Origin of the sequence: Streptomyces sp. NPDC058662, assembly GCF_042716255.1 — a bacterium.
Taxonomy (GTDB): Bacteria; Actinomycetota; Actinomycetes; order Streptomycetales; family Streptomycetaceae; genus Streptomyces.
In genome coordinates, this window is record NZ_JBHXRU010000217.1 from 1 (window position 1) to 1,272 (window position 1,272).

Genomic DNA, 1,272 nt, shown 5'->3' on the forward strand with positions numbered 1-1,272 from the left:
ACCATGGCGCGGGGGGTGGGGTTTGGGTCGCCGGCGGGGCCCTTGCTCCTACCCGCCGGGGGGTCGGGGTGGGGGGGGGGGGTTGGGGTTGGGGCTCCGCCCCTGGCCCCGCGCCTCAAGTGTCGGCGGGGCTGGGGGTGGGTGCGGGTGGGGGGGGTGGGGCTGCGCCCCGGCCCGCGCTCACCAGGGGCGGCGGGGGTGGAGGGGCCAGGGGGATGGGGGACGGGGGACAAGTCAAGGGGGTGGTGGGGGTGGGGGGCATCAACCGATTGGATGACATGGGGGTCAGCCGGTGCGGGGCGTGGAGGGAGCCGGTACGGGGACGGGGTGGCGGGGGGTTCGGGGGGAGGCTTGGAGCAGTGGAAGGGCCGGGCCGCTCAGCAGCGGCCGAAAGCGGTCCGATTCCCGCCGCTCCCGCCGCTCAGCAGTGGTGGAAGTGGTTCGGTCCCGCCGGTTCTGCCGCTCAGCAGTGGTGGAAGTGGTTCGGTCCCGCCGGTTCTGCCGCTCAGCAGTGGTGGAAGCGGTCCGGTCCCGCCGGTTCTGCCGCTCAGTAGCGGTGGAAGCGGTCCGGTCCCGCCGATCCGCCGCGTGGCCCGTGCCCCCGTGTCGCCGTCCCCAGGAGCAGAGATGAACACCCGCACCCGTGTCCTCACCGGTACCGCCCTCGCCGTCGCCCTCGGCGCCGGGACCTTCGGCGCCGTCAGCGCCACCGCCGCTCCCGCGGCGCAGGCCGAGTCCGCGCCGGTCCTCGCCGCCGCCAAGAAGGACGACGGCAAGAACTTCACGACCACCACGCACCTCACCGTCGACGCCGCCACCCGCGCCGCCCAGGCCGCGCTGGACGCCGCCGAGAAGGAGAACCAGCGCGTGACGGTCGCCGTCGTGGACCGCAACGGCAACACCCTCGTCACCCTGCGCGGCGACGGCGCCGGCCCGCAGTCCTACGAGTCGGCGGAGCGCAAGGCCTTCACCGCCGTGTCCTGGAACGCGCCGACCTCCGTGCTCGCCGGCCGGCTCGCCCAGACCCCGAACCTGAAGGACATCCCCGGCACCCTCTTCCTCGGCGGCGGCACCCCGGTGCAGGCCGACGGCGCCCCGGTCGCGGGCATCGGTGTGGCCGGCGCCCCGAGCGGCGACCTCGACGAGAAGTTCGCCAAGGCCGGTGTCGACGCCCTGAACCGGTAGTCGGCCAGGCCCCGCCGCGAGGCGCGGCCCCCGGCGGGGCACGGCCCCGCCGCGAGGCGCGGCCCCCGGCGGGGCACGGCCTCACCG

General features: G+C 76.3%; 1 protein-coding gene. It reads left to right on the plus strand.

From position 1 onward, the window contains the following. The first annotated feature begins 627 nt into the window (after positions 1 to 627). A complete protein-coding gene (locus tag ACFWUQ_RS31460) occupies positions 628 to 1,185 on the plus strand; it encodes a heme-binding protein (RefSeq protein WP_384544828.1) in 558 nt (185 codons plus the stop codon). Positions 1,186 to 1,272 lie beyond the last annotated feature (87 nt).